Source organism: Bacillus sp. DE0042 (assembly GCF_007680225.1).
GTDB lineage: Bacteria > Bacillota > Bacilli > Bacillales > Bacillaceae_G > Bacillus_A > Bacillus_A wiedmannii.
The window spans coordinates 532,428-559,014 of record NZ_VEJP01000001.1; the positions used below are offsets into that span (position 1 = coordinate 532,428).

General features: G+C 32.9%; 34 protein-coding genes and 3 pseudogenes. 9 read left to right on the forward strand and 28 right to left on the reverse strand.

What is annotated here, in order from left to right:
- Window positions 1-92 precede the first annotated feature (92 nt).
- On the forward strand, window positions 93-374 hold the full coding sequence (locus FS802_RS02400; RefSeq protein ID WP_000270180.1) for a hypothetical protein: 282 nt from the start codon (window positions 93-95) through the stop codon (window positions 372-374).
- Window positions 375-446: 72 nt separating this feature from the next.
- Here FS802_RS02400 and FS802_RS02405 read toward each other — a convergent pair whose 3' ends face one another.
- On the reverse strand, window positions 447-2,954 hold the full coding sequence (locus FS802_RS02405; RefSeq protein WP_098654720.1) for a PBP1A family penicillin-binding protein: 2,508 nt from the start codon (window positions 2,952-2,954) through the stop codon (window positions 447-449).
- Between the two features lie 466 nt (window positions 2,955-3,420).
- Between FS802_RS02405 and FS802_RS02410 the strand changes: the two genes are divergently transcribed.
- The gene (locus FS802_RS02410; RefSeq protein WP_000977084.1) at window positions 3,421-3,630 is read left to right on the forward strand and encodes a KTSC domain-containing protein; all 210 of its coding nucleotides are present in this window, start codon (window positions 3,421-3,423) and stop codon (window positions 3,628-3,630) included.
- A gap of 68 nt (window positions 3,631-3,698) precedes the next feature.
- Here the strand turns inward: FS802_RS02410 and FS802_RS02415 are convergent, their stop codons facing one another.
- The 5 genes from FS802_RS02415 to FS802_RS02435 all read right to left on the reverse strand — a co-directional run bounded on the left by FS802_RS02415 (window position 3,699) and on the right by FS802_RS02435 (window position 6,406).
- Window positions 3,699-3,911 (reverse strand): YqaE/Pmp3 family membrane protein, encoded by a 213-nt coding sequence (locus FS802_RS02415; RefSeq protein WP_000990228.1) that lies wholly within the window; start codon window positions 3,909-3,911, stop codon window positions 3,699-3,701.
- A 208-nt stretch (window positions 3,912-4,119) separates the two neighbouring features.
- Window positions 4,120-4,779 carry a DUF6944 family repetitive protein gene (locus tag FS802_RS02420; RefSeq protein WP_098654719.1) on the reverse strand — a complete coding sequence of 220 codons (660 nt, stop codon included), beginning with the start codon at window positions 4,777-4,779 and terminating at the stop codon, window positions 4,120-4,122.
- A 209-nt stretch (window positions 4,780-4,988) separates the two neighbouring features.
- Window positions 4,989-5,696: an SDR family oxidoreductase gene (locus FS802_RS02425; protein WP_098708002.1), complete on the reverse strand. Its 708-nt coding sequence runs from the start codon at window positions 5,694-5,696 to the stop codon at window positions 4,989-4,991.
- A gap of 132 nt (window positions 5,697-5,828) precedes the next feature.
- Entirely contained in the window at window positions 5,829-6,029 is a 201-nt protein-coding gene (locus FS802_RS02430; RefSeq protein WP_000977406.1) for a hypothetical protein, read from the reverse strand.
- A gap of 41 nt (window positions 6,030-6,070) precedes the next feature.
- The gene (locus tag FS802_RS02435) at window positions 6,071-6,406 is read right to left on the reverse strand and encodes a hypothetical protein (protein ID WP_001066871.1); all 336 of its coding nucleotides are present in this window, start codon (window positions 6,404-6,406) and stop codon (window positions 6,071-6,073) included.
- 209 nt (window positions 6,407-6,615) lie between these two features.
- Here FS802_RS02435 and gerPF point away from each other — a divergent pair, with 209 nt between their 5' ends.
- Window positions 6,616-6,831, forward strand: a complete 216-nt coding sequence (gene gerPF, locus FS802_RS02440) for a spore germination protein GerPF (RefSeq protein ID WP_001141565.1) — start codon at window positions 6,616-6,618, stop codon at window positions 6,829-6,831.
- A gap of 218 nt (window positions 6,832-7,049) precedes the next feature.
- On the opposite strand, the gene FS802_RS02445 is transcribed toward gerPF, so the two are convergent.
- The 5 genes and pseudogenes from FS802_RS02445 to FS802_RS02465 form a co-directional block, all read right to left on the reverse strand.
- A complete protein-coding gene (locus tag FS802_RS02445; protein WP_144524842.1) occupies window positions 7,050-7,385 on the reverse strand; it encodes a YolD-like family protein in 336 nt (111 codons plus the stop codon).
- Between the two features lie 420 nt (window positions 7,386-7,805).
- Window positions 7,806-8,212 (reverse strand): annotated as a pseudogene (locus FS802_RS31820) (hypothetical protein).
- A gap of 224 nt (window positions 8,213-8,436) precedes the next feature.
- Complete coding sequence (locus FS802_RS02455; RefSeq protein ID WP_048563090.1) at window positions 8,437-8,655, reverse strand: hypothetical protein; 219 nt, start codon at window positions 8,653-8,655, stop codon at window positions 8,437-8,439.
- A gap of 490 nt (window positions 8,656-9,145) precedes the next feature.
- Window positions 9,146-9,997 (reverse strand): peptidylprolyl isomerase PrsA, encoded by an 852-nt coding sequence (locus FS802_RS02460; protein WP_048563092.1) that lies wholly within the window; start codon window positions 9,995-9,997, stop codon window positions 9,146-9,148.
- 192 nt (window positions 9,998-10,189) lie between these two features.
- A complete protein-coding gene (locus tag FS802_RS02465) occupies window positions 10,190-11,209 on the reverse strand; it encodes a glycoside hydrolase family 25 protein (protein WP_098654717.1) in 1,020 nt (339 codons plus the stop codon).
- A gap of 275 nt (window positions 11,210-11,484) precedes the next feature.
- Here FS802_RS02465 and FS802_RS02470 point away from each other — a divergent pair, with 275 nt between their 5' ends.
- Window positions 11,485-11,679 carry a hypothetical protein gene (locus FS802_RS02470; RefSeq protein WP_098654716.1) on the forward strand — a complete coding sequence of 65 codons (195 nt, stop codon included), beginning with the start codon at window positions 11,485-11,487 and terminating at the stop codon, window positions 11,677-11,679.
- A 906-nt stretch (window positions 11,680-12,585) separates the two neighbouring features.
- Here the strand turns inward: FS802_RS02470 and FS802_RS02475 are convergent.
- From FS802_RS02475 to FS802_RS02510, 7 genes and pseudogenes are all read right to left on the reverse strand, one after another.
- Window positions 12,586-12,945: pseudogene (locus FS802_RS02475) on the reverse strand (ABC transporter permease); the annotation flags it as partial.
- A 74-nt stretch (window positions 12,946-13,019) separates the two neighbouring features.
- Window positions 13,020-13,556, reverse strand: a complete 537-nt coding sequence (locus tag FS802_RS02480; RefSeq protein WP_098150956.1) for a C1q-like domain-containing protein — start codon at window positions 13,554-13,556, stop codon at window positions 13,020-13,022.
- Window positions 13,557-13,799: 243 nt separating this feature from the next.
- Window positions 13,800-14,111, reverse strand: coding sequence for a hypothetical protein (locus FS802_RS02490; protein ID WP_000417675.1), 312 nt, complete (start codon window positions 14,109-14,111; stop codon window positions 13,800-13,802).
- Window positions 14,093-15,115: an anti-sigma factor gene (locus FS802_RS02495; RefSeq protein ID WP_098654715.1), complete on the reverse strand. Its 1,023-nt coding sequence runs from the start codon at window positions 15,113-15,115 to the stop codon at window positions 14,093-14,095. The genes FS802_RS02490 and FS802_RS02495 overlap by 19 nt, the downstream gene beginning before the upstream one ends.
- Window positions 15,105-15,605 carry a sigma-70 family RNA polymerase sigma factor gene (locus FS802_RS02500; protein ID WP_098654714.1) on the reverse strand — a complete coding sequence of 167 codons (501 nt, stop codon included), beginning with the start codon at window positions 15,603-15,605 and terminating at the stop codon, window positions 15,105-15,107. Before FS802_RS02500 ends, FS802_RS02495 begins: the two co-directional genes overlap by 11 nt.
- Before the next feature lie 613 nt (window positions 15,606-16,218).
- The gene (locus tag FS802_RS02505; RefSeq protein WP_000500106.1) at window positions 16,219-16,470 is read right to left on the reverse strand and encodes a DUF3947 family protein; all 252 of its coding nucleotides are present in this window, start codon (window positions 16,468-16,470) and stop codon (window positions 16,219-16,221) included.
- Window positions 16,471-16,811: 341 nt separating this feature from the next.
- On the reverse strand, window positions 16,812-17,216 hold the full coding sequence (locus tag FS802_RS02510; protein WP_098654713.1) for a CHRD domain-containing protein: 405 nt from the start codon (window positions 17,214-17,216) through the stop codon (window positions 16,812-16,814).
- 176 nt (window positions 17,217-17,392) lie between these two features.
- Between FS802_RS02510 and FS802_RS02515 the strand changes: the two genes are divergently transcribed.
- Window positions 17,393-17,530, forward strand: a complete 138-nt coding sequence (locus tag FS802_RS02515; RefSeq protein WP_098654712.1) for a DUF3956 family protein — start codon at window positions 17,393-17,395, stop codon at window positions 17,528-17,530.
- Window positions 17,531-17,653: 123 nt separating this feature from the next.
- Here the strand turns inward: FS802_RS02515 and FS802_RS02520 are convergent, their stop codons facing one another.
- The 3 genes and pseudogenes from FS802_RS02520 to FS802_RS02530 all read right to left on the reverse strand — a co-directional run bounded on the left by FS802_RS02520 (window position 17,654) and on the right by FS802_RS02530 (window position 19,141).
- Entirely contained in the window at window positions 17,654-17,929 is a 276-nt protein-coding gene (locus FS802_RS02520) for a hypothetical protein (RefSeq protein WP_098654711.1), read from the reverse strand.
- Window positions 17,930-18,205: 276 nt separating this feature from the next.
- A pseudogene (locus tag FS802_RS02525) lies at window positions 18,206-18,508 on the reverse strand (DUF6944 family repetitive protein); the annotation flags it as partial.
- A gap of 279 nt (window positions 18,509-18,787) precedes the next feature.
- A complete protein-coding gene (locus FS802_RS02530; RefSeq protein ID WP_046955713.1) occupies window positions 18,788-19,141 on the reverse strand; it encodes a hypothetical protein in 354 nt (117 codons plus the stop codon).
- A 206-nt stretch (window positions 19,142-19,347) separates the two neighbouring features.
- Here FS802_RS02530 and FS802_RS02535 point away from each other — a divergent pair, with 206 nt between their 5' ends.
- From FS802_RS02535 to FS802_RS02555, 3 genes are all read left to right on the forward strand, one after another.
- Window positions 19,348-19,956, forward strand: coding sequence for a hypothetical protein (locus FS802_RS02535; RefSeq protein WP_098654710.1), 609 nt, complete (start codon window positions 19,348-19,350; stop codon window positions 19,954-19,956).
- Between the two features lie 950 nt (window positions 19,957-20,906).
- Complete coding sequence (locus FS802_RS02550; RefSeq protein WP_000658777.1) at window positions 20,907-21,221, forward strand: thioredoxin family protein; 315 nt, start codon at window positions 20,907-20,909, stop codon at window positions 21,219-21,221.
- 295 nt (window positions 21,222-21,516) lie between these two features.
- A complete protein-coding gene (locus FS802_RS02555) occupies window positions 21,517-22,398 on the forward strand; it encodes a cation diffusion facilitator family transporter (RefSeq protein ID WP_141545994.1) in 882 nt (293 codons plus the stop codon).
- Here FS802_RS02555 and FS802_RS02560 read toward each other — a convergent pair.
- The 5 genes from FS802_RS02560 to FS802_RS02580 form a co-directional block, all read right to left on the reverse strand.
- Window positions 22,388-23,023 (reverse strand): phosphatase PAP2 family protein, encoded by a 636-nt coding sequence (locus FS802_RS02560; RefSeq protein WP_000833364.1) that lies wholly within the window; start codon window positions 23,021-23,023, stop codon window positions 22,388-22,390. The genes FS802_RS02555 and FS802_RS02560 overlap by 11 nt on opposite strands.
- Window positions 23,024-23,100: 77 nt before the next feature.
- Window positions 23,101-23,856: a sporulation protein gene (locus FS802_RS02565; RefSeq protein WP_048563103.1), complete on the reverse strand. Its 756-nt coding sequence runs from the start codon at window positions 23,854-23,856 to the stop codon at window positions 23,101-23,103.
- Window positions 23,838-24,659, reverse strand: a complete 822-nt coding sequence (locus FS802_RS02570) for a serine/threonine protein kinase (protein WP_098654707.1) — start codon at window positions 24,657-24,659, stop codon at window positions 23,838-23,840. Before FS802_RS02570 ends, FS802_RS02565 begins: the two co-directional genes overlap by 19 nt.
- Window positions 24,659-24,841 (reverse strand): hypothetical protein, encoded by a 183-nt coding sequence (locus tag FS802_RS02575; protein WP_000473373.1) that lies wholly within the window; start codon window positions 24,839-24,841, stop codon window positions 24,659-24,661. The genes FS802_RS02570 and FS802_RS02575 overlap by 1 nt, the downstream gene beginning before the upstream one ends.
- 110 nt (window positions 24,842-24,951) lie before the next feature.
- Complete coding sequence (locus FS802_RS02580) at window positions 24,952-25,131, reverse strand: YozD family protein (protein ID WP_000658451.1); 180 nt, start codon at window positions 25,129-25,131, stop codon at window positions 24,952-24,954.
- A 150-nt stretch (window positions 25,132-25,281) separates the two neighbouring features.
- Between FS802_RS02580 and FS802_RS02585 the strand changes: the two genes are divergently transcribed.
- Complete coding sequence (locus FS802_RS02585) at window positions 25,282-25,449, forward strand: DUF3930 family protein (RefSeq protein ID WP_000456535.1); 168 nt, start codon at window positions 25,282-25,284, stop codon at window positions 25,447-25,449.
- 4 nt (window positions 25,450-25,453) lie between these two features.
- On the opposite strand, the gene FS802_RS02590 is transcribed toward FS802_RS02585, so the two are convergent.
- Window positions 25,454-26,116 (reverse strand): hypothetical protein, encoded by a 663-nt coding sequence (locus tag FS802_RS02590; RefSeq protein ID WP_000101496.1) that lies wholly within the window; start codon window positions 26,114-26,116, stop codon window positions 25,454-25,456.
- 189 nt (window positions 26,117-26,305) lie between these two features.
- Complete coding sequence (locus FS802_RS02595) at window positions 26,306-26,521, reverse strand: YozE family protein (RefSeq protein WP_000750728.1); 216 nt, start codon at window positions 26,519-26,521, stop codon at window positions 26,306-26,308.
- Window positions 26,522-26,587: the final 66 nt, after the last annotated feature.

Sequence of the window (26,587 nt, forward strand, 5' to 3'; positions counted from 1 at the left end):
TATACATTAGCCTAAAGTCCTATCTATATGTACCTTTATACGCGTGAAAAGAATATACTACTTTATTATCACAACTTAGGAGTGATTATGTTATGTGGGTATCTTCAAGAGTAACAGCCGTCGTTCCTTCGACTCCTGGGATACACGTTCCAGCCGTTCATACAGCTAGTTCCGATGTAGGAATTGAACTTCCTGCAACTTGGCAACAATATCAAATTCCAGGTCAAGTTACTCCCTCATTTTGGCATCATGGCGCACATCCAAGTAGTACTACCTTTCAAAGTCACAGTTATCCTCCACTACCCCAGGCTCAAGTTTTTTATCATTTTCCTTCCATTTATTTTCAAAATTTCTATGGTACTTTTAACATTTAAACGAAAAAAGCACTTAAGATTTGTAATGTTTACAAATCTTAAGTGCTTTTTAATATTATTCATAAAATTTTCTTATTGCCCATTATTAGCAGGAGCTTCTCCTGCATTCCCGCCAGTCTCTGGTTGTGTGGTCGCTGGTGGAGTTGTATTTCCTTGACCTCCCCCATTATTTGCTGGAGGTGTCGTATTTCCTTGACCTCCTCCATTATTCGCTGGAGGTGTTGTATTTCCTTGGCCTCCTCCGTTATTCGCTGGAGGTGTCGTATTTCCTTGGCCTCCTCCATTATTCGCTGGAGGTGTTGTATTTCCTTGGCCTCCTCCGTTATTCGCTGGAGGTGTCGTTCCTTGGCCATTTCCATTATTTTGTTCATTTTGTTTCTTTTCTTCTTCTTGTTTCTTTTGCTCTTCTAGTTTCTTTTGTTCTTCTTGCTTCTTAAGTTCTTCTTGTTTCTGTTCTTCTTGTTTTTTAAGTTCTTCTTGTTTCTTTAATTCTTCTTGCTTTTTCTCTTCTTCAGTTTTTTGTTGTTGATCTTGTTTTGGTTGTTCCGTTGTATCCGGTACGCTCGTATTTGGAGAAGAATCACGTTTTTCCCCTTTTATACGTAGCTCACTACCTTCTTGAATTACACTACTTGGCATTTTAAATCTTGATTTATCTGTAGCCATCTCGCTCATCATTTCTTTAAAGATCAACTGTGCAATTTTCGTATTTTTACTACTAATATACTCTTCTTTACCATCTTTCATATACCCAGTCCATACTGCCATCGTATATTGCGGCGTATAACCTGCAAACCAACTATCACGAGTTGCACTTTCTGGAATTTTATATTGAGCTAATTGTTTTGAAGCATAGTTTGTTGTACCTGTTTTTCCAGCTACATCTAAAGAACTTATATTTGCCGCTGTACCAGTACCTGATGTCACTACTGAACGAAGCATATCAGTAATCATATATGCTGTAGAGTCAGCTATAACTTGTTTTGGTTTTTGCTCAAAACTTTGTGACTTGCCGTCTGGATAAACTATTTTCTTAACAAAATGCGGTTTTGCATACTTTCCACCATTTCCAAATGTCGCATAAGCACCCGCCATTTCAGTTGGTGATACTTCGTTTGTACCTATAGCTGTTGATTCTGCCAGCGGTTTATTAAATGTAATACCTAATTTCTCAGAGAATTCCTTTGATTTATTAAGTCCTACTTCTTTTGCAGTTTTAACTGCTGGAACGTTACGTGACATTTTTAACGCTTCACGCATAGTAATTGGGCCTAAATGAGTTCTGTCCGCATTTCGAAGTTCTTGTCCAGTTGAATATTTAAATGGAGAGTCATCAATTTGATGATACGTAGCCCATTTTAAGTATTCAATTGCAGGACCGTAATCAAAGATTGGCTTCATCGTCGAACCAGCTGCACGATCTAATTCAATTGCCATATTATGCCCTTTAAATACTGCTTTATTTTCACCGCGTCCACTACCTATAGCACGAACCTCTCCTGTTTTCGTATCCATAAATGTGAATGCACCTTGGAATTTATCATTTGGATAATTAATGATATTTGTATTTAAAATATTATCAGCTAATTTCTGTGCATCTGGATCCAAAGTTGTATGAATTTCTAAACCATCAGATCCAATATTAGCATCGGGCAATTCTTTTTCTACTTCTTTCACAACTGCATCCATAAATGCAGGATATGGCATCGCTTGTAGCTCAGCTGCACTCTTAATATTTTTATCCACTGGTACTTTTGATGCTTCTTCCATTTCTGCCTTTGTAATATAACCATGTCGGTTCATTAATTTTAGTACAACATCTCTTCTTTCTGTTGCCCTTTGAACATTTTCTGGTTTCGATGGATCATAGTTATTTGGTGCTTTCGGTAAACCTGCAAGCATCGCAACTTCTGGTAATGTTAAATCTTTCAATTCTTTACCATAGTAGTTTTGTGCTGCTGTTGCGATACCATATGAACGGTTTCCTAAATTAATTTTATTTAAATACATTTCTAAAATTTCATGTTTTGAATACTGTTGTTCTAGCTTATACGCTAAATATATTTCCTGAACTTTACGTTTTGATGTTTTTTCCATCGATAAGAAGTAGTTTTTAATAACCTGTTGCGTTATTGTACTTCCACCTTGTGAGCCGTAATCTCCTTTAAGACTCACCAACACAGCACGGGCAGTACCTTTAAAGTCTACTCCACTATGCTCATAAAAACGTGCATCTTCAGTTGCTAAAAATGCATTTTCTACTAATTTAGGAATTTGATCATACGTAACATTCGTCCGTTTTTCTTTCCCGTATTCATATACCAAATCGCCATTTTTATCATAAATTTTTGAGGATAACGGATTAACAAGTTTTGCTTTCTCAAGTTTTGGTGCGTCCTTAATCATTACGAAGAAGGTAGCAACCCCCGCCACTAAACCAACAATACCAAGTAATAAACAAGTAATTAAAAACTTACGAAAGAACGATGTTTTCCCTTTTGGTTTTTGTGTTTTAGAAGCTGGCTGTTTTTTCTTTTTAACTTGTCGTCGCTCCTCTCGAGAACGATAATTTTCTGACATGTTACTTTCTCCTGCCTTTCAATTCTCCCGTTGATTTACTTAAAAATATTGAGGTCACTTTCTAAACTGAATTTAATTAAGAAAGTATATTGACCTGGAGCATTCAATATTTTCCTAATTCACAGATTATAAATTTTAGAGTTCTTCTTATGAAAACTATTTTCACTTCTATTTTTCCTAATAATGCTGCCCCTTTAAGCATAGAATGTAAAAAGTGAATTTTTCATACCTCGTATAAATAATATACCTTTTTTTCAAATGGTCAATATTTTCTTATTTATAAATCAAAGGTGAAATAAAAATAGCACAACGATATGTACTTCGTGTGAACTTCCTTATCATTACGTATAACGAACATTTAATATATTGTATATAAGTATAATACCTCTTTAATTATAAGGATTTCAACACCACAACCTCAACATCTACAAGAAACTATTAAAAATGAAAAGTGAGGAGTTGCATAATGATGAAGCTATCTCCCGTGAGTTCTAAAAATATTGTTGCTGTTGGCTATAATCCTTTTTCTATGATTTTACGCATTCAATTAAGGAATGGAATGTATGATTTCTTTAACGTGCCTGAAAACATTTACACCGGTTTATTAAGCGCACACTCTAAAACTAATTATCACAATACTTATATTAAAAATTCTTACCGCTATACTAAAATTTAAACTTAAACAGAATGAAAAAAAGAAAGGAGGTAGTCCCCCTTTCTTTTTACAATCATTTCACGACTTAGCTATCTTCTATTCCTCTTATTCATTTCATCATATGCTTCAATTTGTTTTTTTAATCTCCGGTCTGCTTTTTTATCATGTACAACTAATATCGCATGTATAACTCCTGGAACCCAAAATATTAATGTTAATAGGAAGTTAATTATTGCTTGAAATGGTTTTCCACAAAATAATACGGCTACTGGTGGTAGTAGAATTGCCAATAAATACATCATCTCTTGAAAACTCCTTGTTTTGTATTTTTTATCTCTCTTCTTATCATACGCTCACAAAACCAATTATTTTTATATTTCATACATTCCAATTAAGCATAAAAAACTTTTCTACTCTTATATATTCTATTCAAATGCCTAAAAACCTACTACTTTAATCTTACCACGTATGTAAAATTGAAATCCCCCTTCCTTTATCAAATGTGTATTTTCACATTTTTATTTTTTCTAATCTTTCTTCTTTCTCTATTATAGTTAATCCAAACGCAGAAATAATAGTTCCTATTGCTTGTATCCAAATACCAATGAGTGCTATTATCTTCTCATTCTTCTTATCAACCATACTGTCTTCATTTTCTATTTCGTTCTTCGATACATTAATAATACCTTGATACGCCTGAAGTCCAGCACCTAAACTTTGCAAAGAATTACCTAGTATTATAATTCTCTGTATTGCTTTCATCTGAAGCAAAGCTGCTTCTACTCCTAAAAAAGCACCAATCGATTGTAAACTGTTCCCGATAATTATGAGATAATCATTCTCTTTCAATTGTTTATTTATATTAAAATATGTTCCTATTACATTTGATATATTCCCTAATGCTAATAATTCAATGCCCATTTTATCAAGCATTTCACTTTTATTCTCCAAACACATATTTTGATTTTCTCTTTCAGCTTCATCTCCGGTATCATTACTCGCTATTATTTGTAATATATAACCGAGGGCTTGTAATGAGCTTCCTACAATTATAAGATCTGATTCAACTTTCTCTTCTCCAATAAATCCTCTTGTCGTCCCAATAGCCGCAGTAAGATTTCCTCCTACTTGAAACCATGCTCCTGTCACTTTTAAACCGCTTGGATTCATTTTTATCACCTATTTAGAATTTTTCTAGTGCTTTTTTCGCCATACACAAATGACATCCTTTATCTCATATTTATTTTCTATATGTAATTTTGTGCATTCTAAAATGTGTTAATCATACAAAAAAGCACCTTTAAGGTACTTTTTTTAGACAAAGCGTATATCACTGAAAATATGCTAATTAAAAGATACGTATACACTTCAAAATATATTTACATACATTCTGGGCATGTCAATGAAGATCCATTTTTATCTATTGTTATATTTAATATATATTGAATCGCATTACGTGACCACATTTCAGGTGTGGGTGATTCATTTACATACTGTGGTGCACATGAATACAGCATTGGAGTGCTAATGCTACCGCCTGGATCTAAAGCGACAACAGCCATGCCATAGGGCAATTCAAGTGCCATAGATTTCGTTATACCTTCAATTGCAAACTTTGAGGCACAATATGGCGCCAGCTCAGCTTCTCCCTCTCGGCCCCAACTAGAACTCATATTAATAATCATTCCTTCTTTCCTAGCTACCATCGCTGGGACAAATGCCCTAATTACATTTACTACACCATTTACGTTTACATTCATTACATTTTCGAATTCTTGAGCTGTTACTTTCCACAGTGGCGCATTTTTATTAACAATCGATGCATTATTTATTAACAAATCAGGTGCTCTATATCTATGAAGTATATAATTCGCCCAATTACTTACTTGCTGGGAGTCTGAAACATCGATTATTTGAAAATCATGTATATTACCGTAATATTTTTTCAATTCTTCAATTTTATCTTTTGAACGTCCACAGCCATATATATTCCATCCCAATTCATGAAATCGATCAACCATTGCACGACCTAATCCTTGCGTCACTCCTGTAATCATTACAATTTTTCCAGTTTCGTTTCGTTGCATGTACTTCTCCTCCTTTATAAAATTTTACACTCTCCCTTTTCATTCAGCCATTTACTAAAGTATCAACTCATTTCATACTTTAGTAGGAGTTTTTATGTAAGCAAAAAGAGTAACCATAACAGTTACTCTTGCTTATATATCAAAAAAGTCATTATTCATTTCGTTATTACTTTTATATTTCAGCTTCTCTTTCCCGCATTTCTCACACCGATACATAAAAGCTACACCTAGATTACTTCTTTTAAAATCTTCATTATCCTGCATCTTAATAAACCCACATTTATGCTTACAGTGAGATTCATCTGAAAAAATTTCAAACCAATTTTTCATCATAGAACAGTTCACCTCTATGAAAGAATCTTCATCTAGTCTGATTACCTATTTTTATTTAAATTCTCAATCTCATTTTGCAACTTTTTGAATTGTTCAAAATGCATAGTGATAGATTGACTGTTACCATAATCAACACTATGCTTCACAAATAAAACACCAGTGTCATGAAAAATTGCTTCCAGTTCTTTTCTGATAGTTACTTTCATTATATGTGCTGTTTTAATAGCCGATAAAATTGCAATTTCATTAAACTTTAATTTTATTTCATTTGGACAAAATGCTTCTTCAACCAAAATAACTTCATTGCTATAAATAAGCGCAACAAGATTACTTGATTTTGCATCTGTTAAATCTACTTTTTTTATAACATTATTCATTACATTTTGCCTCCTTTGATTTCGTATATATTAATTATACAATTGTTATTATTAATTACTCAACCTTACATTAATTTTAGCATACTTTTATTACGGGATTAAGCTACACTTCAAACGTTTTACTATTCCACAATTTTTGTTACATGAACCATTTGGACTATAAGACCATATAGTAGTGTTAACAAATGATTGTAAAGCGGGTGAAAACTATGCCCTCAGTTGTAGGGAATTTAGTTGTACAAAATAGTAACGGTTCATTTAACTTAGGTGATTTCTACAACGTTTCTCCGAAAGAAAATACGAAGGCTTATAATGGATCTGGTGCTTCAAACGTTGGTTTTGTTGTTAATACTTTTAATGGCGTGAGCGCGACTAATACGTTTGATTCTGACCTTGCAGATCAAAACCAAGTGGGTACAGCCTAATCCTATTTTTTTCATCGTTCTGTTTAGGAATTTTAAATTTGTCTATACTATAATCAGGCTGTTACACAGCTATTGTTGATTTTTGGAGTACCCTATCTTTTTCTCCCTTTCCCTGGGGCTAAGCAGCTAGTATGAAGCTAGCTGCTTTTTCTTTTCATTATTTATATCCCTCATCTAACATAACGTAAAGGAAGCTAAAATTGAAATTCCAGCTTCCTTTACGTTATTTCAATAATATCAGAAGTATTAAATACGTAAGTTTTATAAAATGCGTCAGTACATATTACAATGCACTTTAGCGGGTTTATATGCACTACTGTCATATAACTTGTAAGGATGTAACCATCTTCAAAATATGTCACCAATATTTCTTTCTCAGACAATAATGACGTTAATAATTTATCAGAAATTCTCTCTTTTGCTCCGCTTGTTAAGAGCGGTTTTTGTACTTTAAACTTCTCTCCAATAACCTTTCGCAAACTTAACAACTGTTCCGACATTACTGTAAATGGAACCCATTCTTTTTCTATTTTCTGCACCTTTACATCATTCATTTCTTTATCTCCTTGATCATTTATCCATTCAATTTCACACTTAATGGTACTCAATTATTCTTTCATAATGCTAGGCTCATATTTATCCCGCATTAACAGGTAGTGAAGCTCCTACCTCAAAATCCGCTATATACGAGGAGGTAAGACGAAAATCAACTGCCCGTAAACGCTTAATTGGTGAAAGCTAATAAATAACGGACGATGAACACCCCGCTAATTAAAGTTTCACTTTATTTCTTATTCGCATACTATCTGCATATACAAGAACATTCGTTCTTATTATACACGAACCTACGTTCTTTTGGAATGATTTAAATTATATTTTTATACATCATTTATTGTTTCTTCATCAAATGAGCTTTTCACTTCTTATATAATAGGCCGTTCACATATCAACAGAAAAAGCGTATATTTCTATATTTACTTTTCTATCCTGACAAGCGTTCTTTCCGGAATACAAATCTCATCTATATTAAAATGATTTATTTTTAATTTTAATTCTCCCACTCGTACCTGATCTTCATCACCAACCCAACAACTGAATAATTCAAAATAGTCCCCCTCAATTAAATAACCTTCCATAATCGAGCATAAAGCTAATAGCTTTTTTTAGCTTCTTTCTTCTCCTTTTCACTTTGCCACTCAACAAGTTCAATGCCCCAGCTCGTTGAAACTTCATACGTGTAACTTGTTTGAAATTGAAACTCTTGTAAAATTTCAAGCATACTTTCATCTGAAAAGCACGATCCAAAAACAATTACATCATTAGAATCTGGATCCGTTAACTGAATTTCTACATTGCACCCTATATAACTTGCCAAACTCATTTTTACTCCTCCAATATTCATATGTAAAATACTTTATATTAACATTTATCTATTTGAATATAAAATCCCTGCCTAAACTAAAAAGCTTTTTTCAAGTTTATTAACCAACTATAAATGAAAGCATATATTATAAAGAACGAACTCACAAAATTTCTATAGAAAAGAGAGCAATGTAAACACTCTCTTTTCTTACATACTGTTTAAGAATACATAATCTCCCCTTGCTACATATATTTTGGTTGTACTATTATATGTAATTCCCTCTCCGTTACTGCTTTTTTTGGGTTACGAAAATACTCTAATTCGTATTTTAATACTTCATAGTCAACCATCCCAATCTTAACCCCTTTCGTTTCTTTTAAAATAGCTAATAAGTTACTTATATCTTCATCATGCGATTCAAAAACCTTCCCTCCGCCTTCTCTTTGAAAAATTACTTTCATATTTTCTCCTCCTACATAATATATTTATCTATTAAGTAATTCGTTTAAAAGCATTCTTTATTTATCCTAAAAATTTCATACTAAAAAGAACATCCTTTTTTAGTAGAATGCTCTGCTTTTCACTTCATTTAGCATCAATATTTTTTCAATACTATTGTATGTTTCATTCTGCAAATTATGTTTATCCACTTCAATAAAGAAAAACTTAAATCAATTCAGGTTTTAATTAGCCCACGCCAATCAGACTACATGCAAATAGTGGGATAAAATTAATATATCCACTTTATATTTAATGAAATTAAGCAAACGAAACATTATAATATCAACATTCTATGAAGCATTGATCATTCCAATTTAAAACAATTACATAAATTCCCATTGTAATTCTTAATATTTAAATGTAATATTATATTGTCTTACTATCTATTTATAACTCACACACTAACTAGAAAAGGGAACCTATAAAGGTTCCCTTTTCTAATTACAGTCATTATTTCTTTTCTAGAAATTCAAATGTATTTTTAAAGTCTTTATCGTTCACTTTAATATCAGCATCTTTCAGTAAATCATTGACTACTTGTTGTTTCCATTTTCCAGTCGTATCTTGTAGTCTTTGCTGTTCTAAATCTTTACGAATTTGATCTTTTACTTCATCAAATGGCTTCAATTCTTTTTTATCTGTCACTTTAATAATATGGTAACCGTGAGTTGTTTTTACTGGCTCACTTACTTGTCCTGCATCTAATTTATATGCAGCTTCCTCAAATTCTTTCACCGTTTGCCCTGGAGCAAAACCAGTTATTTCTCCGCCTTGTTCTTTTGAACCAGGATCCTCTGAGTATTGCTTCGCTAAAGCTGCAAAATCTTCACCATTATTTACTTTCTCTTTCACTTCTTTAGCAGTCTTTTCATCTTTCACTAAAATATGACTTACCTTAATCTCTGGTTTATAGTTATCTTTTACATCTTTTTCTGTGACAGTCGCTTTAATCGCTTTCTCAAATGCGATTTCCGGCTTCATTTTTTCTTTTAATTCATCTTCATTTTTCAATCCAACTTGCTCTAAAGTCGATTTGAAGTTGTCACCCATTTTATCTTTTGCTTCTTCTACTTGCTTTTTTGCTTCCTCATCTGAAACTTTATATTTATCTAGTAACGCCTTACTTAACACCATTTGGTATAAAGTACTTTCCCCATATTTTTGTCTTAATTCTTTACTTAACTCTTTCTCTGTAACATTTCCTACTTTTGATGTTACTACGTTGTCTGAGGAACCACATGCCGATAATGCCAGTACTACGCATGAAATAATTGTTCCTAAAAATAACTTTTTCTTTTTCAATTCAAAATACCTCACTTTTATTATTATATAAGAATAACTATACAATATACTTGTGTTAACAATGTGTTTTCCACATGTAATTCATTTCATTTGAATAAACTATGTATCGTGTCCTTTTTTCAATACGTAAAGGGTCATCTTACTATGTATTAGTAAGATGACCCTTTACGTATTCCTAAAACATTTATTTACTTAAAGGTACTTAATATTTAAATGTTCTTCCAGTATCCAATTATTTTGCCCGATATCTACCGCATTTTTCGCTCTGCCCCACACACGAAAAGATTTTGATCCATCAATATTTCCTTTATAATTTATACATTCAGGCTCTGCATAATAATTTACTCGATACCCAACAGGATATTTTGAAACTGCATAAAACCATTTCACATCAAAATGTTTTACATATACCCACTGTTTATCATTGCCTAAGCAAATCATATCTTTATCTGCGTCTTCCCAATAACCATGTAAGATTAAATATGGATTTTTTTGAGTGATTGTACCTGTAAACTGAGGATTCGCAGGATTTTCATATACGTTTATGCCATATCCATCAGGATATTTTGAAACTGCAATACCAATACCATTTGATTGCTGTGTATTCTTTTTGTTAAATTGAATAGGTTGATTTACTTGATCCGAACCTATAAACCAAGAAAACGACTTATTTCCTATTAATTGATTTAAATCACATTTCCCAATACCAGGAACATTTCCCGCATCAGTATATTGCCAAATATCACACGGATATGCTGGCTTATTTCCTCCATAACGAGGAATCCATACAAAATCAACTTCAATATTACGTGCTCCAAATGATACATACGTGTGATGCCCCACGTATAGCCCTACTTTTTTCGCACCTAAACAGCGTAATTCATCTATAAACGCTTGTGTCCCCCCTTGCATATCCATCATCGTTTGAATTTCTATGTCCACCACCCAAAACTTAGCAGATTTATCGCCACGACTCCAAAAATCTTGTGCCTCTTTCCTTGCATCAGCAATAGATATAAAGCGACAAAATGCATAATTACCAAATGGAATACTGCGTTTCTTCATTTCATTCACATAATTTTGATACATAAAATCTACTGTATTCGAGCCATCTTGAACTCTAGCAATAACTAAATCTAGCTGAGATGCTGCAATATCCCAATAAATAGTTCCATTCCATTTTGAAATATCGATAATATACCCCCATACAATTCATCTCCTTTTTAATATCATATTCAAAGCTTGTCTTATTGAAAGCCTCTTATGCCTAATACTAGCTATCTATAATATAAATAAGGAGAATCTATATTTTTTTCAAAATATATGATCTTTTAATTAAGTTTCTACTAATTTCTCATAATCTAATCACACCATTAAACTCCATATCATTATCAACTCAACTAAAAATTTCATATTATATATTAATACGCCTTTATCATCTAAACAAAAAACGCAGTATACAATACTGCGTCTTAGGAGCTGATTTCATGGAAAAAAAACCTATCGTGGTCAAAGTTCCACCAAACTCAAAACTAAAAATCACATTTTTCGGTCCTTGTAACGAGGTAATTACAAATGTTTCTATAATTAATCAACTTTCCACACCTAAGTGTCAAACTATTACGCAATATCCAAACTATAAGAAATACGAAACTGAAGTACGATCATTATCCTGTTGTTAATCCATTCTATTCACAACCCTTACAATTTGGTTAGCTCCGCGACTTCGGGAATAGACCAAAATTACTCATTTCATGTTATTCCATTGATAATCTATTGATTTTTTACACGTTTTTATTAGTCGAGCATATATTATCGTATGGAGATTATCCACTCATAAAACCTATCTTTCTTTAGAGCGTACTTTTTATGTATGCTCTTTTTTTATTTATCTCTCATTCTGTACACATAAACCTGCTTACTTTTATATTTCACGGGCAATCAACCTACCTGCTGCTTATAAACAATTTAATCAATGTGTAATCAACAATACTCCTTTATTTATTATACATTCACTACACTGTTAAATTAGTGTATTCATTCAATCATCTTTCATCTAATATATTTCCCTTCTAAATTGACCATAAATGTATTAAAATTCTTTATATACTCAAGGAGGTCAGATATGTTCAAGTTGTATCCAATACTACTCATATTAGGATTTATTTTATTTTTATATAGTGTAATCGTCTTAATGTTTTTCCTTTCTATACAATAGCAATACCTACACAAACCTATGTTAAATATGTAATTTCTATATATTAAAGAAAAAGCCCGTAATTATACGGCCTTTTATGTATTTATAAAATAAGATGTCTTTTCTATTCCATAAGACGACTAGCAAATGTAATGCCTAAGAACTTTCACAACCATGTTACTCGTTTCGTTGTACGCTTTTTATTACCTGCAGAATATCTAATACTCATAATAAGCTAGCACTTTCAACCTTACATCCTAGTATGTGAAATTCTCCTGAAACAAACTATATTTAACCTATTACTTATATATTTTAGAAAAACAATAATAATCCCCCACCATTTGGTAAAGGGGATTAACTAAACCTACTGAAAAGTAATATATTCTCTTCGTTATTTTATTGGAGAAGGAAATCTTGCAGCTTCAAAATGAACCGTATTCAAACCATTAACATTTTGAACAATTACTCCAGCAACACTACTCTCAGCGAAAACTTCAACTGAATCCCCTGCTTCTAATTGAAGAATAGACGTTACTGAAACATCATTGTTAAAAAATACACCGGTCCCAAAGAAATCATTATCAATTGCTATTGCTGGATTTCCATTCACACGAATTTCAACTCTAGCTCTGTAATTTACATTAAAATCATTTGGAGAGAATGTTATATTCCCTAATACACTATATACCCCTTTAGTCTTCGGAATAAAAATAGATGTTGCTGCATTATATTCATTCGCTAAATCAAACTGTTACTATTTTCAATAAAATAAAATATCCCCACCATTTGGGTGAGGATTATTCTTTCTCTTTTGTTTACTCGACTTTATTTAATTGGAGAAGGGAATCTTGCAGCTTCAAAATGTGAGCCGTCTTCTGAAGGACTTAAAACTCCGTCTATGCTACTTTGTGCATAAACCTCAACTTGATCTCCTTCATTCAATTGAATAATCGTCGAAACACTTACTACATTTCCAAAACCTATTGGACCGAAAAAGTCATTATCTATAGCTATTGCTGCGTTTCCATTTACACGAATTTCTACACGAGCTCTATAATTTAAGCTAGGATTGTTTGGAAAGAAACCAATCGTTCCAATAATAGAGTAAACTCCCCTAGTCTTCGGAATAAAAATAGACGTTACTGGATTATACTCATTTGCTAAATCAAATTGTTCATTTTGGAACAATACCTTTACAAAAGTATTGGCAGGAACCGTTTGATTCACCGTATTTCTAGCTCTAAATGCAGATGCCCTAACAAGCTTCTCCTCGTTGTCATTACACTTACTCGTGCTCTTACAACAATCATGCTGTTTCTTTTTATACTCTTTACAATACTTACAGTAGTAATAGCAAGACATACTAGTTCCCCTTTCATGCTTATTACTACATATTATGTAAGAGGGATTCGCAATGTTTGGACGAGCTATTGTTTTAGCACTATACTTGTCGCCTATTTATATACACTTGAGAGGAAAACATATTAATAAAAACACAACCTAGATGTATCGTGCAATCCATTCAAATTTAATGGATTGCACGATACATCTATTTTACTTTCATTACAAAAAAGAGCGAATCTACATTCGCTCTTTCCCACATATTTATGGCCCAAAGCTTACCATCCAACCTAACATAAATCCAAATATAGCAAACAGCAGCATAAAAACAAATAAACTACATGCCCACAATGCATATTTTCGACTTTTGCTTTTTGTGATCATACCTACGACTGAGCACACCACTCCAATACCAACTATTTGTAGAAAACCTTTACCTATAAATGTTTCTTGAATAAGCAATATAATGTTTAAATACAATAACGCTAAAAAGGCAATAATTAATGAAAGAGTCCCCATCCACGTTTCCTGTTTATAAATACGATTCTTTCTTTTTTTTAAGAATGCCAATTCCATAACCTCGCTTCACCTACTTTCAATTTTCTAACTTTTTCGTGGCTCATCAATTTTTCAACTTCTACTTTAGGCCCAGTTACAACCATCCCGTATGTTTTTACCCCATTTTTTTCAAGGAAAGAAATACGCTTTGACAACTCTAATACTTTTGCTCTAGATAGCTTCACTGCTAAATTTTCATGCTTCTGTAATGACTTTAAAACATCAATAAATTGTTCCTCATGAGGTGAATCACTTTCAAAAGCACCACTTGGCCTTGAAATCATATCTGCTGGGAAGCCAATCGGGGCTACATACATACCCTCATCATTCATTTGCTTCTCCTCTAATCCTGTATTAACGGCATACCAAACGATATCAATAGTAGGAAACATATTTGTTACCTCTTGTACACTTAATAATTCTCTAAAAGATACAAATGCTTCTACAACAGATTCTTGCGGAAGACCCTTTAATACCTGCGCTTCTTCACCACTATTATAGGACGCATTATAATTATTAGGATGAGATAATACTTCGTTATCTATATACGGGATTTCTGGAATTCTCTCATCTGTTGTATATTCACGGCTTACTTTCGTTGCTCTACTAAATACATAATCTGTTTTCTCTTCTCCTATTCGAATATCTTTCTTCCCTACCCTTTTATATAAATCAAAATGCAATTGCAAACTAAGTGGTAACAATGTTTGCTCCATGTCCCTATCTTTCAAAAATACATTTGGTTCTGTTACACTTAACGTTCGATTCACTACATTCCGTATCTCCATTGCGTTTGTAGGTGCCAATGTATAATATAAGAGTGTTGATATATATAAAATAGGTTGAATAAGTAATAAAAAAGTAAATACAATTAAAACATTCGTAATACGCGCTCTTTTTTTACCTATTTTCAACACTTGCTCTTGTTTTCCATCAGGAAGGGAAGCCGGTCTTTGATGAAGAGCTTCTTGTAACAATTCTTTATAATCATCTTGTTCAGAATGAGGTTTATCATTTGTCATTTTGACTCTTTTCCTCCTTTAACAATTCTTTTAATCTCTTTCTCCCACGAAATATGTGACTTTTATACGTATTTAACTTTAAATCTAGTACAGAAGCACCCTCTTCGTACGTTAATTGATGTACGTCACATAATAAAATAGCTTGTGCCTCTACCACCGGTAAAGTATGAATAATCTGAATTAACTTTTCATAACTATTTTTTGCGACTACATACTCTTCTGTAGATTCCCCCGCTAGTATCGTCTCTAATTCCTCCGTTCCTACAAAAGTTACTTTATTTTCTTTCCTAACAAAATCAATAAAAGTATGATATGCCACTTTAAAAAGCCATGATTTTACCTTTTGATTTTCATAGTCTTCTAAATAAAGATACGCTCGATAAAAAGTCTCTTGCATCAAGTCCTCTGCTACGTGATGGCTACGAGAAAGGGAAAATAAATACCGGTACACATCGTTTATATAAACCTTATATATTTCTTCAATCTCCATCCCCCTCCTCCTTTCATATATAACACGAATAAACAAATTAAAAAGTTGCATTATTTTTCCTATTTTTTTATTAATAAAAAAATAACATTTATACATTTCAATAACTATTTACAATTATAAACAAAATACTAGATATTATGGCTGTAAATATCTTTCAAAACCAGTAAAAAAACAATTCAGATGTTCTCCTGCTTTTTGTAGGTTGATAGTTATAGGACAATCATCCTGTACGATATACCCGCAGATAGGACTTCGTTGTTACATCTCGATCTGGTCCGCGTAAATAAATGTTCATATATCCTTGCATACAGAGCCACTAACCATCATTTGTCATGATAAGATAATTCTCACTTTTTCTTTAATCGGTATCTTCTCATCAAAAAAAACACTTGTAGTATGTACGGAGATTATCTCATCGGTTAATTACAAATTGTAGGTGAGGACTATTTGGCGCTTACATATACCCCTCTCCATTTGCGGGTAATAAGACGCCCAAAAAAATTTCGGAACATGCAAGAAAGGTAGGTAGGAGCCGGATCGTCCGTATATGTCCAATTGGCGAGGACTAATAATCGGTTTGGGATACCTGCCCCCTACTGATTAAACTTTCAATTTATAGATTAAATACAGTTCCATATGGGATAGTAAGAAAAGAACTTCCATACGGTGTGATTTGATGCACTGGGTAAAAATACTCCATAGATGAATAATACGGCTGGATACCTTGTTGCTGCATTTGCATTTGTTGTTGCATTTGTAACGCTTGTTGAACAGCTTGAACCGTACTTTGTGCTCCGCTAAACGTTATTGATGTACCATACGCTGGTCGTATACCTGCTTGGGTAGTAAAATATGAATAAAACATTATTTTCATCTCACTTCCGTAAAAGTAATTACAATTTATGTTATGATTTTTATTTCAGTGGGTGTGGAGAATTAATCTATTAGCTTTGATTAAGTTTAAAGAATTTTTATTATCTGTTACACTTGCATATGTCATTTACAAGGTTCATCTACTAATACTAATTTAATTTTTGGAGGAGCATTTCATTAACAAGTTTCTGATAACTATTTTTTAAATTCGACCACTTTCAAAATTTTAGAAATGAATGTTCAAGATTACTAAAAATAGATTACTTATCTATACAACCTTCACAAAATAAAAACACCCTAAACGGATGCTTTATTTTTCACTACTTTTATTCATTAACAATACTTCAATTGTCCACGAATTTCACCATTAGGATATTGTACGGTATGAACATTAATATATATGTTTCCAGATATGATTTCATTTACAAGAGTACCTAATGTTTGACCCGCTAACGGCCCGACCAAATCATCTTGAGTAATCATTCCTGTGAGGGTTGCACACTCTATTGAAACTGGATTTGTTATAGGTCCAAATAAAAAAGCTACAACAGGACCGTTCGTTCCTTTTGATCCAAGATGCAGATGGGCAACAACTACATCCTCTATATCGAATAAATCTAATTTGAATTTTAAGCTAAGCTTGTCCAGGCTTAATTTAAAGAAAGCCTCTCCTCGAGCATCTGTTTCTACTGGTGGAACTTTGCAAAGAACATATTTACCACTCCTACGTTTATATATATTCCTAATATATTCTTGTCCTTCATATATGGTGTTAATAAATCAGCTATTAGTCTACTTAATTTTTTTATACCCTAGGTTAAATTATCAATTTCTATTAAATCTATCAATCTGACTATTACGTATTTCAATTTCATTCATATACTATATTAGATTACTCGAAAGGAGGCGAAAGTATGGAAAGCTGTATTTTGTTCGTTAATGGACAACCTCTTTTAGTGGTCTCAGTCGCTGGAATCGAAATTGCTAGATTAGAACTTTCTCTTCAAGTAGCATTGACCTTAATAGCATTAGGAATTCCAATCTGTGCATAAACGTTAGGTATCTATACAAAAGAGAGCTTAGGCTCTCTTTTGTATTTATATCTTTCCTTCACAACAAAAAAGACGCCACTAAAATCACGGCATCGTGTAAAATAATTGCTATTTGTTTAATCATTACTTCACTAGCAACCCTAATTCATATAGAATTTCTGAGAACGAATAGCCATATGCAAAACCTACAATACGAATCCCTGAAATCCATCTATGTTCTAAATTTTCATTGTATGTTTTCTTATAATACTTTAATTTAGAATCTATACTGTATTTGTCGTTAATAATTACTTCATCACTATGAAATTCATCCATTTCAATCTGAACAGCTACGTACTCTGCTCCCTCAATAAAGGCTTTATTATAACACTTTTCTAATTCTTCTAATGTCATCCCCATTAATAACCTCCTATCCAAATGGGTGTTTTGTTCAATAAAAAAGAGCATCTAGATCAGTAAATGCGAAGATATATAAAAGGTAAGCTCTTTGAGTATTTAATAGATTATAAGCTGGTTGCTTGTCCTACAATATATTATATGATTTTCATATAATAATGGTTCATCAAAAAACAAGGTGAAAATTACTCATTGTCATTTTAGAAAATAGTTACATTTTAATTTTTTAAGCTAGTCTATCAATCACTCCCTTCCAACTCCTCACTTTCTTCACGTATTTGTCCAATTCCCAGCAATCACTAATTTAATTTTTGTTTCATCTTCAAACTCAATAACCAATCCAGATATTACAGTTACATTACCAATTGATTGAATTTCATTCCCGATTTTTTCAAGAGATATTCCCCCTTGACCATCAGCCTCTAAAGCATTTCCAACTGCTTGTAATACGTTCCCGTATACACTCAAATCTTTCCTTACATTACTGCTTATAAAATAAAAAGGTGTACTTCCAATAGCGGCAATTATTGTACCTATAGCTGCTATCAATGCACCAAATATTTCTTTTAGTTGGTTCTCCATTTATAACCTATCCCAACATTACGTAATTACTTCCATTCTATTCACTCACACATCCACCTGTTAAAAATTCAAATTATCTCTTCGTTTTCCCTCTTTTATTAGGTTGCTTTATAAAAGCAAATTTTCTAAGAAATCATGCTCATATATTGAGCGTAATTCTGTATTATTTTTATACATATTGCTACTTCTTTTTTAATGACTATACATTTGTAAGGTATTAAAATCCCACTTTCTTTCTACAAAATAAAAAAGCAGCTGTTAAGCTACTTTACATTCGTTTTATCCCCAAGTGAAATGATATATATATTCTCCCGTTACCCTTTGATTAATCCCATTAATTCTAGCAAACCGCATTAAGTCCGCTCCTTGAAGAAAATACATCGCAAGCATTACTGGCACTTGCGACCACATAAACTGATAAAGCTCCTCGACTCTCAAGTTTGTCGAAACAATTAAATCATTTACAGGTCCTTGATTCCATACAGAAGTTCTAACTGAAATAAACGGAAGATCCTTTCCATTTACCACTATTCTTGCCATGCTTTGAGTTATGTCCACATCAATTCCCTCCATCATTACAAAAATTGGACCTGTGTATTTACTCCTATGGTTATAAATATTCTCGACTTTCATAAATGACTAAGGCAAACCTCTATTTTTCACTTCTATTCAAATGAATTTATTTATTACAGTAAAAAACAAATGAAATTTTAATATTACTCTCCCTCAACTTCCATGTGTATGAACATCGGTTTTTCTAGCATCTAGTTTACCTCCTTAAAAATGCAGGATTTCCCTTTCCGATATTGAATTAGTAACATTTGGAAAGGAGGTGTAACATGGCGGAAATTAAAGTGGGACTTACACAATTTTTAGACTTCACACTGAAAAGTAGTGCAGCTAAAACAAATTTTGTAAAGAATTTAAAATCTCAACCTGAATATCACCCGGTTTTTGATTACTGGAAACAATTACGAGAAACTGTTATTAAATTTCATAAAAACAAACTACCTTTTGACTGTTTTGAAACATTAGTACAAACTGTTGATCAGAAGAAAAAGCAAAACTACATTGATGTTATAAAGCAGTACAAAAAATTTATTAAAAACAAAGAAGTCTCTTGGTTTAATCCAGGTAAATCACATTGGTTATCAGATAATTTAATCGTCCGCTCATCACCTGAACTCGGTTTGCTCATTAATGATGAGCCGCATCTTATTAAACTGTTTTTCAAAGGAAAAAAAGAGCGAATTGATAAATATAACATCAACTCAACACTGACATTATTAAATGAATCAACATTTTCAAATGAATATAACGATGTGAATTATACTGTCCTTAACATCCAAAAGAACAGAATGTATACGAATAACTCTATTAATAACGATCATTTAATAGCTCTTGAATCAGAAGCCCACCAGCTTTCTTATTTATGGAATAAAATATAAAGGGTATAGGTATCTCTTTCAATACTTTGTTCATGCGTAATTTGGGCACAATTTTCACCAATCCAATTCGTTTCATTGAAGCTCACCTTCTTGTTTCTCACAAACAATGCAAGGTGGGCGCTTTTGTTTCTTTACCCATTTCAACACCCTAATTCCCCCCTGACTTCTTAACCGCTAAATAAGTCCTAAGATGTTCTTATGATCTCTTTCGCTTTCCACATCATGTTTTTTTCACTCTATACAGTGCAGCAATTTCCCCTCTTGTTTGTCACGCTTCTTTCACCCGCATTACTTTATTTGGTTGTGATTATTGCTGGAACTCTGCTAACGCCTCCCTAATCTCTTCTCTCACAACTTCACGAATAAGTTCTTATAACGATTCTTCTAAATTCATACATGCATCCCCTACATCATTTTTTGAATTTCCTGTTTGTTGTTTAATTCACTCATAAAATTTATGAGTAATGATCATCTACGGTTTACCTTCTCTAAGTACCGGAAAGAGATTTCTTATTTTATCCGACATTACATTTCAGTCGCTTCATAAACATCTCATAAAAATATGTGAGGAAAAGAACGTTATAGCAATGGCTATCATGAATACAATTTGAATTACCCTACTTATAATAGTAACCTTACAATTCAGAAGTTTGACACAACCCTAGAAAAAGCTTATAAAGAAAAGTGAGGTTCCTAATATTCGTTTCTAGTTTCTAAGGTATACATCCGAAGATCATTAGCGAACGTTTAGGACTTAACAGAGTAGGTATCACATTGGACAATTTTTTCCATGTTGTACCAGGACTTCAAGAAACTGCGGTGGATCAATTTGCAAACAAATTATTCAGAAAGAAAACTCTCGTTAGAATTTCGTTAGAAGTTTTCATTTCACAGCAAATACACCAACTAAACAACCAAAAATATTGATAGTGAAAAAGGAGAAACAAAGCATGAAAGAAATCAAATCTGAACAGGAATTCAAAGACATCATCGCAAGTGAGGAGCCAGTAGTTGTTAAGTTCTTTACTACATGGTGCCCAGATTGTGTTCGTATGGACAACTTTATCGGAGATGTAATGGAAGAGTTCAATAAGTTTGAATGGTATTCTATTAATAAAGATGAGTTCCCAAGTATCGCTGAAGAGTATCAAGTAATGGGTATTCCAAGTTTACTTGTATATCAAAATGGTGAGAAGCTAGGCCACTTACATAGTGCTAACGCAAAAACTGAAGAGCAAGTTACTGAGTTTTTAGAAGCATACTAAGATGAAGACCCTCTGAAATATATTTTCTAGAGGGTTTTTATTTTGCCCAACCACCTTTGAGCGGTGTAGAATACGGATTCATCATAATACATCTATCCTTTTCCCTATCCTCTCAATCCAAATCGCGTTTACACCCTAACTTTGCACTTTACAACATATTTTTCCTTAACGAAACTTTGTTATCCCCTTCTTAAAAACCTAAAAAACGTCAACAATGTTTGTATAGACCCACACGAGTTTCGTTTGGTACTCTATCTATAGAAAGAAATTCCTTGTAGAAAGGTGAGTGATTAAAATGGATACTCTTTCTCATAAAGAAGCTGATAAAGGTGCGATTGTCAGCATTATGGCCTACATATTTTTATCCTCTATGAAAATCATCATCAGTTATATTACCCTCTCTAGCGCATTACGTGCTGACGGTTTAAATAACTTAACGGATATCGGTGCTTCTTTAGCGATATTAATTGGTCTAAAAATCTCTCGTAAACCTCGTGACCCAGATCATCCTTATGGGCATTCACGCGCAGAACAAATTGCATCACTCGTTGCTTCTTTTATTATGGCAACGGTCGGTTTAGAAGTTGTTATTAGCGCCATTCAATCTTTTTTTAATCCGAAACAAGCAGCGCCTAATGTACTTGCTGCATGGGTAGCCTTATTTTCTGCTGTCGTTATGTACTTTGTGTATTTGTATACGAAAAAGATTGCAGCGCGCACAAAAAGTAAATCATTAGAAGCCGCTGCAAAGGATAATTTATCAGATGCTCTCGTAAGTATCGGTACAGTAGTAGGTATTATCGGTTCGCAGTTCCAAATGCCTATTTTAGATCCTATTGCCGCTTTAATTGTCGGCCTTATTATTTGTAAAACTGCATGGGAGATTTTCGTAGAAGCTTCTCATATGTTAACGGATGGAATCGATCCAGATAAGATGGAAGAGTACGCTGGTGCTATTGAACATATTGGTGGCGTGGAAAACATCGTAGACATTCGCGCGCGTATGTACGGGAATCAAACGTACGTTGATATTACAATCGAGGTAGATGCTCGTATGGATGTTGGTGAAAGTCATTGTATTACTGACAACATCGAGGCTATGCTTCGGAAAAAGTTTGGCATTTACCATGCACACATTCATGTTGAACCAATGGAAAAAGAACCTATTATGACATAGGTTCTTTTTTAATGAACGCTTTATGAAATATAACACATAAAACGAGCCAGCTACCGCCAGCTGCCCATCCTGCTAATATGTCAGATGGATAGTGAACGCCAAGATATATTCGGCTAACTGAAATAGATAATACAACAAAGCTCGCTATAAAAATAATCAACAATTTTTTATGCAATGTAATACGTTCTTCAGTAATTGTGACGTATGCAATAAATCCTAAAAAAGCAGTAGCATTCATCGTATGACCGCTCGGAAAACTATATCCAGTTGCAGTAACAAGCTGCGTTACATCAGGTCTTGCTCGTTCGTACCATAGTTTAAGCATACTGTTTAAATAACGAGATCCATAATAATTAATTGTTAGAAGTAATGCACTAAGCAACTTTTTTCTAACGAGAAAATACATTACAAGAATGATGAGTAACGGAAAATATATTCTTTTGGAACCGATAAAAGACACCCAAGTAAAGTAGGCTGTCAAGTAATCGTTTCGAAAGCTTTGAATAAAATGCGCGACTATATTGTCAAATTTCTCAATACAAGCGGTATGATACGAAAGTGATAATACGACAAAACAAATGAGTAGCGTAAAACTTAACAAGTATAAATGTCGATATCGTTTCACATACATAACCTCACTATGCAAAAAAATGGAGCGGTTGTTTTAGTTTTCCTCTCCATTTCTTTTTTATGCATAGTTTATTAAAAAATATAATTGTTAATTTTTTCTTGCATTGTTGGAATATCTTCGTTCGTTACTGTAAAGCGGACCACTTTCTCGTCAAGATCAAGTGCTTCCGCAAATAAACCTGCTAATCCACGAGATTTTCTGTCTACTTCCATAATAATTTCTAAGCGATCGTAAGCGCTTGGTAAGATTAATAATTCTAGTTCATCTAATTTCCCATAATACTCTCCGGAAACAGGAACAAACTCAAATTCTTGTGCAAACGGAACTTGCTTACGTAATCGATACGGTAATTCTTCACATTCTATATGACGCGCTTTAAAACCTAATTGATTTACACTCTCCAACACACTATTTAATAGTGCATTGGGCAACACTTGAATGTAATCACGATCACTTGGATCTATACTGCGTTTAATATCAAGACCTGTATGCACCCAAACGGTTTTCATTCCAAGTGTAAGCGGCGTTTCAACTGGCATTATAAATGAAAATGGAATTTCTTTTTTTTCATTCGGCTCAACAGAAAAAGGTTCTGTTAAACGAACTCGCTCTAAATCATATGTTGCTGTTACTTTTTTATCATCCACTTCTCGTACATACGACGTCGATAACGTTAAGTAAATGCTTTCAATTTGTTGGCTAACTGAACCACCAGTTATATGAACCTTCCCTAGTATCTCTTCTCCAACAATATACTCATCTTTTTCAAGAACTGTATCTACTTTTGCATTACCAATACCAACACTTGCTAAAAACTTTTGAAACATGGAACCTCCATCCTTTCTAAAGCAAAAGCTATATCTTTTTTTAAATCTTGTACATTCTCATAGTACGGCGTTTTTATTTGTAACATTCGCATAAGCATCTCACGGTTATAATTTTCCAAAGTTAATTCGTCATACCATGGTTTTTCATGTTTTTCATGAGATTCATAGCCTGCATATAATAAAAATAACGAGAAATGACCAAGCGCATAAAAATCGCTACGAAAGTGAACTTCTCGCATCAAAGCTTGTTCACCTTCATAAGTTGTAGCTCGTTCATCACCCTCACCCTTCAATTTAGCCAAACCAAAATCAATAATACTAATTCGATTTTCTTTCATTAATATATTCGGAATACGTAAATCTCGGTGAATAATACCTTTACTATGAAACACCGATACAATTTCTAATATTTCATATAAAATTTTTAAAACTTCACGTTCTGTATATGCATGCCCATCTAAGAAAATATAATCTTCGAAATTTTTACCAGGCATATATTCCATCACGAAAAAGCTTTTTTTCTCCCATACGAAATGATCATATAAACTAGGAATTGCATGATGATTTAATGTTTGTAAAATCATTTTCTCTTGTTCAAATGATTTTCTACCAGACTCATATCTTTGTTTACTCTGTCTTAATTGTTTTAAGACTTTATATCTATTTATTTGTAAGTCATTAACGACATATGTAACCCCATAACTGCCCATTCCAATTACTGATTCAATTTTATAACGTTCTGCAACGATTGTATTTTTTCGCAGTGGTCTATCAAATAAAGCTAGTATACGACGCCATTTCATCAGCTACTTGAAAAGAAGCTACGACTTTTACGTTTTCTTTTATAATGCTGATGCCCATAACCAGATGAACGTCGTTTATAATCGCTACTTGAATAAGAGCGACCTCTATGGCGATAATCACTACTAGAATACGAACGATTTTTTTTCCTACCTAATAAAGAATCAATAATTTTTTTGAACATCCCTTCACCTCTTGAGTAAAATTTCCTTTTAATTATACCAATAATTTCCGACTATATTTGTGACAAGTTTGTAAAGAGTAAAAAACGACGAGTTAAGCCCGCCGTTACTTTCACTCATCCTCTTCATCAAAAACTTCATCAATCATACATTTCTCTAATAAATACTCGAATGTAATATCTGCAAGATCTTCAATTTCTTCTCGTTTTGGGACGTACCCTCTTTCAATTAGTTGCTCATAAAAAAACTCCGCAATCTCTTCCGTATCAATTACGACCTCAATTTCCTTCATGAGCATCACTCCTTTATTTCTGTTTTATGAAAAAATCTCAAAATTATGTATATGAGATTAGAAAAATAGTTTTTCTTTTTTTATAGGGCATATCCTTTGGACGAGATGCATACGATGGTAGTACAAGCTATCAAAAAGGGGGATTTAATTATGGAATACCAATATGAGGTAGAACAAGAAGTAGGGCAAACAAAAGAAGAGTTCATGCATGAAGATCAATGGGCAGACTCTCTTATTAAATGGCTTTTTATTTTTTTAATAATTGTAGGCATACCTTATACTGCATATGTTGTTGTTCAATTCATTCTCTCTTTCTAGTTAACTATTTTTTCTCTGTCAATTTAACTAAATAATTATGAACAACATCCATAACAATTTTGTATTCTTCATCTTTAAATGTATCGAATAACAATTGATAATCGTTATAAATATCAAGTAATCCATCAATGATTTCTTGACGATTTGTCTTAACACTCACTTTTTTTGAGTTGTTAATTGACTTTAATTTTCCTAAATCTAATTTATTCATACCAGCTTTATCTTGTTTCATTTTCTTCAAAATTGCATTTGCCGTTTGAGCATTAGCAAGTAACGTTAAATCTGACTCATCCGCTTCTAACCATTCTCCATCCGTAATTCGTGACAATTCGTATATAGTATCTTCCCATGCGTCATTTTTATATCTCCATACTTCTGTACGAAAACCAACAATACGAAACACATCTTTATCATATCCTGTTACTTGCACGAGATCACCAAATGTGAAATTATAGTTTAATTCAATCCACTCAGTTTCACCTTTTTTCATATCTTGCTCTGAAACGTGCTGCAACGTTTGCTCTACGTAAAACCCATCGTGATTATTGACTTCGTAAACGTAAACTCCATCTAAAACCTTCATATTTGTGATTTTACCAACGGTTCCATATAGCGTAATCACGACTATGTCCCCTACGTTATATTTAGGTTGCTTTTTTCTCGCCATCTATATCTCTCCTTTTTTTGACGTCGTGATTTTGATAACAGTATATGCAACCTACATAAAAACGCTTATCACAGAAGCGTATATTCATAAATTTTTTCAATAAAAAATATCACCGTATAAAAAAATTATTTACAACGTAAAAAAAGCTAGCAAATAGACTAGCTTCACGTCAAAAATTTCATATAGTTCTTATCTCTCTTGTATGTATAAATCCCAAGCTTCATCAAATATAGACATACTTTCTAGCAATCCACTTAACTCTAAGTATGAACTAATTTCATCATAATCTTCAGATTGCTTTGGAAAGCTTAAATCATCATACATTGCTTCTGCTAAATTCGATACTTCATTACTAAATAAAGCTGCACGATGCTTCATCATATAGTGGTAAAATGTCTTTTTCAAAAATATTCCCTGCCTTTCTAACTTGGATACATTATACAAGGCAAAAAAGAAAAAAACCAGCATAAA